The sequence below is a fragment of the Pseudoduganella sp. genome, assembly GCF_041914865.1.
In the GTDB taxonomy this organism is placed as follows: domain Bacteria; phylum Pseudomonadota; class Gammaproteobacteria; order Burkholderiales; family Burkholderiaceae_D; genus Rugamonas.
On the sequence record NZ_JAYSCO010000014.1, the window covers coordinates 89502 to 96006 of the forward strand.

The 6505-nt window shown below is 69.2% G+C and carries 5 protein-coding genes; 4 read left to right on the top strand and 1 reads right to left on the bottom strand.

The annotated features are described in order from the left end of the window. Positions 1-25 precede the first annotated feature (25 nt). On the top strand, positions 26-448 hold the full coding sequence (locus tag ACE3TQ_RS09450; RefSeq protein ID WP_374581861.1) for a hypothetical protein: 423 nt from the start codon (positions 26-28) through the stop codon (positions 446-448). On the opposite strand, the gene ACE3TQ_RS09455 is transcribed toward ACE3TQ_RS09450, so the two are convergent. Continuing rightward, on the bottom strand, positions 445-1548 hold the full coding sequence (locus tag ACE3TQ_RS09455; RefSeq protein ID WP_374581862.1) for an AraC family transcriptional regulator: 1104 nt from the start codon (positions 1546-1548) through the stop codon (positions 445-447). The two genes, ACE3TQ_RS09450 and ACE3TQ_RS09455, sit on opposite strands and share 4 nt — an antisense overlap. 68 nt (positions 1549-1616) lie before the next feature. Between ACE3TQ_RS09455 and ACE3TQ_RS09460 the strand changes: the two genes are divergently transcribed. Genes ACE3TQ_RS09460 through ACE3TQ_RS09470 form a run of 3 tightly spaced genes read left to right on the top strand, consistent with a single transcriptional unit; the run spans position 1617 to position 6474 of the window. Then, complete coding sequence (locus ACE3TQ_RS09460; protein WP_374581863.1) at positions 1617-3224, top strand: FAD-binding oxidoreductase; 1608 nt, start codon at positions 1617-1619, stop codon at positions 3222-3224. Then, positions 3221-4915 (top strand): glycerol-3-phosphate dehydrogenase/oxidase, encoded by a 1695-nt coding sequence (locus tag ACE3TQ_RS09465; RefSeq protein WP_374581864.1) that lies wholly within the window; start codon positions 3221-3223, stop codon positions 4913-4915. The genes ACE3TQ_RS09460 and ACE3TQ_RS09465 overlap by 4 nt, the downstream gene beginning before the upstream one ends. Continuing rightward, positions 4912-6474 (top strand): FGGY-family carbohydrate kinase, encoded by a 1563-nt coding sequence (locus tag ACE3TQ_RS09470; RefSeq protein WP_374581866.1) that lies wholly within the window; start codon positions 4912-4914, stop codon positions 6472-6474. The genes ACE3TQ_RS09465 and ACE3TQ_RS09470 overlap by 4 nt, the downstream gene beginning before the upstream one ends. Positions 6475-6505: the final 31 nt, after the last annotated feature.

Below are 6505 nucleotides of genomic sequence, written 5' to 3' on the forward strand. Positions count from 1 at the left end.
CCCTAACCACACGCCGGGAGCTGCCATGAAATCCTCTCTGTTGCTCGCCGCAGCCTTGCTGGCTGCCCACTGTGCGCTGGCTGCTCCCCTCAGGCCCGACCATCCGATTGTCGGCACCTGGCGCTTTGAGCTGCCGGACGGTTCCTGCCACGAGATGTACCGCATCCGCGCCGACGGCACGGCCCTGATCACCAGTGCGGCCGAGGTGGCGGAAACGGAGTTCGTCATCGATGACCAGCCCGATGGCGATGGCTTCTACAGCTCCAACGACAAGATCGTCAAAGACAACGGCAAGAAGGACTGCACCGGCGAGATCACCCAGGTGGGGCATGTGATCCGGGCCTTCATCCTGTTCCATCCGTCGAACAATATGTTCCTCATGTGCCAGCGGCGCGACATGAGCAGCTGCATCGGTCCCTTTGTCCGCGTGCGCGGCACCGAGATCTAGCGTCCTGCGGCGCGCCAGGCGCCGGGATTCATGCCGGACCAGTCGCGGAAGGCGTGGGTGAAAGCGCTTTGTTCCTGGTAGCCGAGCAGGAAGGCAATGTCCACCAGCGACAGGCCGGGCTGGCGCAGGTAGTCGCGCGCGAGGGCGAAGCGCGCGCCATCCAGCACCTGCTGGAAGCTGGTGCCGGCATCGGCCAGCTTGCGCTGCAGGGTGCGCGCCGACAGGCCCAGTTCATCGGCGATGGTCGCCACGCGCACCTGGCCCTGCGCCAGGCGCCGGACGATGGCCGCTTCCACCTGCAGGATGATCGGCGCGGCGCCGCCCGCGCCCTCGTCACGCCCGGTGCTGTCCGGCGCCTTGGTGGCCGCGCCGGGCGCCGCTCCTGGCGCCTGCCCGCGCATGCTCAGCAAACGGTCCGCGTGCTGCTGCAGCACCGGATACAGGCTGACATCGGCATTCGGCACCGGCCACGCCAGCAGTGCGGCATCGAAGCGCGCCACATTGGCGCCGGCATTGAAGCGGGGCAGGGCGCCGAACACGCGCGCGTATTCGGCATGCCCCGCCGGGTCGCCGCCGTCGTGCATCAGCGACAGGTCGGCCGGCGGCAGCGGCGTGCCCGCCAGCCAGTTGCCAAACACGCGGATGCCGGCAAACACGCTGTCGGCCAGGTGGCGGCAATGCGCCGGATAGTTGGAGTGCCAGGTGTAGGCGGCCAGCGGCCCATCCGCCTGCAGCGTCGAGCGGCCCAGGTCATGGGCCAGCTGTTCATAGCGCATGGTCTGTTCGAAGGCCTGGCCGAAATCGCGGCAGCTGAGCAGGATCAAACCGTAGACGGTGTAGGTGCCGAGCTTGACCCGCTCGCCCACGTGCAGGCCGAAATGCGGGTCGCGCGCCAGCCCGGCGCCAGCGTCCAGCAGCTGGACGTAGGTATCGGCCGCCAGCGACTCCGGCAGCGGCTCCAGCGTCCCGCGCGGCAATCCGACCGCCTGCTCCAGTGCCTGCGCCGGCACCCCGCGCGCCGCCGCCGCTTCCAGCAAGGGCTGCAGGTAGGAGCCCGCGACGCGGGGCGGCTTGGCATGATCGAACAAATCGGCTGGCATGAAAACGCAAGACTGGGGGGTATCAATGGGGTAAGCTTTATTGAGCAAAGTATAACAAGGGATTGCGCATGAAACGTTGGAATGGTTGGGGCGAGGAGACATTCGAATATCCGCTGCACGATGATGCGCTGGCTTTCCTGGCCAGCCGCATCGGCGCCGGCACGGCGGTGCAGGATGCCAGTTTCGAGGCCGCCTGCGCCTCGCTGGCGGCTTCGCGCCTGCCAGACCATCCGCTGATCGACCGGCAGCCCGCCACGCGCCTGCGCAATGCGCTCGGCCAAAGCCTGCCGGACTGGCTCAAGCTGCGTTATGGCCGCATCGGCAGCGCGCCGGACGGCGTGGCTTATCCGGAAAGCGCCGGGCAGGTGCGCGAGCTGATCGCCTTCGCCCAGCAGCACGATGTGGCGCTGATCCCGCAGGGTGGCGGCACCAGCGTGGCCGGCCACCTGACGGCGCCGGCCGGGGAGCGCCCGGTGCTGGCGGTGAACATGACGCGCATGGGGCGCCTGCACCACCTGGACAAACAATCGCAGCTGGCCACCTTCGGCGCCGGCGTGCTCGGCCCCGACCTGGAGGCGCAATTGCGCGCCCACGGCTATATGCTGGGCCATTTCCCGCAATCGTTCGAATACTCCACGTTGGGCGGCTGGGTGGTGACGCGATCCTCCGGCCAGCAATCGCTGCGCTACGGCCGCATCGAGCAGATGTTCGCCGGAGGCGTGGTGGAAACGCCGCAGGGGCGGCTCGATATCCCGACGTTCCCGGCCTCCGCCGCCGGGACCGACCTGCGCGAGATCGTGCTCGGTTCGGAAGGCCGCATGGGCATCTTGACGGAGGCCACGGTGCGCGTCAGCCCGCTGCCCGAGCATGAGGCTTTCCACGCCGTGTTCTTCCCGGACTGGGACCACGCGGAGGCGGCGGTGCGGGCGCTGGCGCAGTCGCGCGGCGGCCTGTCGATGCTGCGCCTGTCGAATCCCCTGGAAACGGTGACCATGCTGGCGCTGGCCGGCCATAAGCGCCTGATCGGCTTGCTGGAGGGCTGGCTGCGCTTGCGCGGTTGCGGCGAGGGCAAATGCATGCTGATGATCGGCGTCAGCGGCGCGCGCCGCCAAGCGCGCGTGGCGCTGGCGGCGGCCCTGTCCACCTGCGCCGGCCATGGCGGCGTGCATGTCGGCCGCCGCATGGGCGACAAATGGAAGGAGGGCCGCTTCCGCAACGTCTACCTGCGCAATGCGGCATGGCAGAAAGGCTATGTGATCGATACGGTGGAAACCGCCGTCGACTGGCCGCGTGTCGGGCTGATGATGCGCGCGGTGGAAGCCGCCGCCACCGGCGTGCTGGGCGGCATGGGCGAAAAGGTGCACACCTACACCCACCTGTCGCACCTGTACGCGCAGGGCGCGAGCGTCTACACCACCTTCGTCTACCGCCTGGCGGGGGACTTCGAGACGGACATGGCGCGCTGGCAGGCCCTCAAGCATGCGGTCAGCATGGCGATTGTCGATAACGGCGGAACCATCAGCCACCAGCACGGCGTGGGCAGCGACCATGCGCCTTACCTGGCGGCGGAGAAGGGGCCGGCCGGCATCGCCGCCATGCAGGCGCTGTTCTCGCATTTCGACCCGCAGGGCATCATGAACCCGGGCAAGCTGCTGCCGGGCGGGCAGGGCGCATGACCGCCGCCGCGCACTGGGCTCCCGGCGGGCGCGCCCAGCTTCCGGCCTTGCTGGCGCAGGAGTGGGACCTGCTGGTGGTCGGCGGCGGCATCACCGGCGCCGGCATCCTGCTGGAAGCGTCGCGGCGCGGCCTGCGCGCCTTGCTGGTGGAGCAGCGCGATTTCGCCTGGGGCACGTCGAGCCGCTCGTCCAAGCTGGTGCACGGCGGCTTGCGCTACCTGAAGGAAGGGCAGTTCGCGCTGACCCGCGAGTCGGTGCATGAACGCGACGCCCTGCTGCGCGACGCGCCGGGCCTGGTGGAGCCGCAAAGCTTTGCCTTCGGCGACTACATCGGGCGCAAGCCGGGGCGGCGTGCCTTCCTGCTTGGGCTGGCGATCTATGACCGCATGGCGGGGCAGCGTGCGCGCCACTACTTCGGCGCGCAGGAATTCCTGCACATGGCGCCGCGCATCCGTACCGAAGGCCTGCAGGGAGGCATCTGCTACCAGGACGCCAAGACCGACGACGCGCGCCTGGTGCTGCGCGTGCTGCAGGAGGCGCAGTCGCTGGGCGGCGTGGCGCTGAACTATTGCGCGGTGCAATCGCTGCTGCGCGCCGAAGCCGATGCCGCCCACGCCCCGGCCTTTTCCAACGCGGCGGGAGGCGCAGCCCTTGGCGCGCTGGCCGCCGGCGCAACGGGCGACGAAACTTCCGGCCGCGTATGCGGGGCGCTGGTGCGCTGCGCCGTGACTGGGGCGGACTATGAAGTGCGCGCACGGCTGGTGGTGAACGCCACCGGCGCCTGGGCTGACCGCCTGCACGACAAGCCGGCCGCGCGCCTGCGGCCGCTGCGCGGCAGCCACCTGGTGCTGCCGGCGTGGCGCCTGCCGCTGGCGCAGGCGATCAGCCTGATGCACCCGCGCGATGGCCGTCCCGTATTCGCCTTCCCGTGGGAGGGCGTGAGCATCGTCGGCACGACCGATGTCGACCACCGCACCGACCTGCAGCACGAAGCCGCGATCACGCAGCAGGAAACCGACTACCTGATGGAAGCCCTGCACGACCAGTTCCCCACGCTCGGCCTTGGCGAAGGCGACGTGCTGGCCACCTACGCCGGAGTGCGTCCCGTGATCGACACCGGCAAGGCCGATCCATCGAAGGAAGCGCGCGACCACGTGCTGTGGCAGCAGCCAGGCCTGCTGACCGTCACCGGCGGCAAGCTGACCACCTTCCGCGCCATTGCGCTGGACGTGCTGCGTCACGCCGCGCCCCAGCTGCCGGAGTGGCCGGCCGACCTCGGCCCGCGCCCCATCTTCTCCCCGGCGCCGCCGGCCGGCGCAGCGGCGCGGTTGCTGCAGCATTTGCCGCCGGGCCAGGCGCTGCGCCTGCAAGGCCGCTATGGCGCGCTGGCCGCATCGCTGGCCGCCGCCGCGCAGGACGGCGAGCTGGAAAACATCCCCGGCACGCAGACCCTGTGGGCGCAGCTGCGCTGGGCCGCGCGCCATGAAGCGGTGCAGAAGCTGGAAGACCTGATGCTGCGCCGCAGCCGCCTGGGCATCCAGCTGGCGCAAGGCGCCGCCGCCGTGCTGCCGCGCATCCGCGCCATCTGCCAGCCGGAGCTGGGCTGGGACGACCAGCGCTGGGCTGCCGAAGAAGCGGCATATCTGGCATTATGCCGAGCAAACTACAGCCTGCCGAAAGCACGCGCATGACCCAATACCTCCTCTCCATCGACAATGGCACGCAGAGCGTGCGCGCGCTGCTGTTCGACCTGCAGGGCAACCTCGTGGCCAAGACCCAGGTCCACCTGCAGCCGGCCTACTACTCCGAGCAGCCCGGCTGGGCCGAGCATAAGGCCGAAGGCTATTGGGATGCCGTATGCGCCGCCTGCCAGCGCCTGTGGACAGTCACCGACATCCCGCGCAGCGCGATTGCCGGCGTGGCCGTCACCACCCAGCGCGGGACCGTGGTCAGCGTCGACAGCGACGGCAAGCCGCTGCGCGCCGCCATCACCTGGCTTGACCAGCGCCGCACCGAACAGATCCCGCCCATCAGCACCTTGTGGAAGGCCGCCTTCAAGCTGGCCGGCGTGGAGGGCACCATCGACTACTTCCGGCGCGAAGCGGAGGTCAACTGGATCAAGGCGCACCAGCCCGGCCTGTGGGAGCGCACGCACAAATTCCTGCTGCTGTCCGGCTACCTGAATTTCTGCCTGAGCGGGCGCTATGCCGACTCCACCGGCTCCCAGGTCGCCTATATGCCGTTCGATTACAAGCGCCACGCCTGGGCCGGCGCGCGCGACTGGAAATGGCAGGCCCTGGCCGTGCGCCCGGACCAGCTGCCGGAACTGGTGCCGCCGGGCAGCGTGATCGGCGTCATCAGCGCGGCCGCCGCGCTGGCCACCGGCATACCGGAAGGCGTGCCGCTGGTCGCCGCCGCCGCCGACAAAGCCTGCGAAGTGATCGGCGCCGGCGGCCTGGAGCCGCACATCGGCTGCCTGAGCTACGGCACCACGGCCACCATCAACACCACCACCAGCAAGTACGTCGAGGTCACGCCCTTCATCCCGCCGTATCCGGCCGCCATTCCCGGCGCCTACAGCACCGAAGTGCAGATCTTCCGCGGCTACTGGATGGTCAACTGGTTCAAGGAGCAGTTCGGCCACCTGGAGCAGTCCGCCGCGATAGAGCAGGGCATGGCGCCGGAAGCATTGTTCGACCGCCTGGTCAATGACGTGCCGCCCGGTTCCATGGGCCTGATGCTGCAGCCGTACTGGAGCCCCGGCATCAAGGTGCCCGGACCGGAAGCCAAGGGCGCCATGATCGGCTTTGGCGACGTGCACACGCGCGCCCACATGTACCGCGCCATCCTGGAAGGCCTGGCGTATGCCCTGCGCGAGGGACGGGAACGGATTGAAAAGCGCAGCGGGACCAGGATCACTGAGCTGCGCGTCGCCGGCGGCGGCTCGCAAAGCGACGCCGCGATGCAGCTCACAGCCGACATCTTCGGCCTGCCGGCCGCGCGCGCCCACGTCTACGAAACCAGCGGCCTGGGCGCCGCCATTGCCATTGCGGCAGGGCTGGGCTTGCACAAGGACTTCGCCACGGCCATCAACGCCATGACCCGCCCCGGCCGCGTTTTCCAGCCCGACCCCGCGCACCGCAAAACCTACGACCAGCTATACCACCGCGTCTACCTGAAAATGTACAAGCGCCTGCAGCCGATGTACGCCGAAATCGCCGCCATTACGGGCTATCCGGATACGCTCTGAGCAGGACGGAAAAAATGGGGACGGGAAAAAA

Coding starts and splice junctions, on each gene's coding strand:
- ACE3TQ_RS09450 (WP_374581861.1), top strand. CDS start 26: ATGAAATCCTCTCTGTTGCTCGCCGCAGCCTTGCTGGCTGCCCACTGT.
- ACE3TQ_RS09455 (WP_374581862.1), bottom strand. CDS start 1,548: ATGCCAGCCGATTTGTTCGATCATGCCAAGCCGCCCCGCGTCGCGGGC.
- ACE3TQ_RS09460 (WP_374581863.1), top strand. CDS start 1,617: ATGAAACGTTGGAATGGTTGGGGCGAGGAGACATTCGAATATCCGCTG.
- ACE3TQ_RS09465 (WP_374581864.1), top strand. CDS start 3,221: ATGACCGCCGCCGCGCACTGGGCTCCCGGCGGGCGCGCCCAGCTTCCG.
- ACE3TQ_RS09470 (WP_374581866.1), top strand. CDS start 4,912: ATGACCCAATACCTCCTCTCCATCGACAATGGCACGCAGAGCGTGCGC.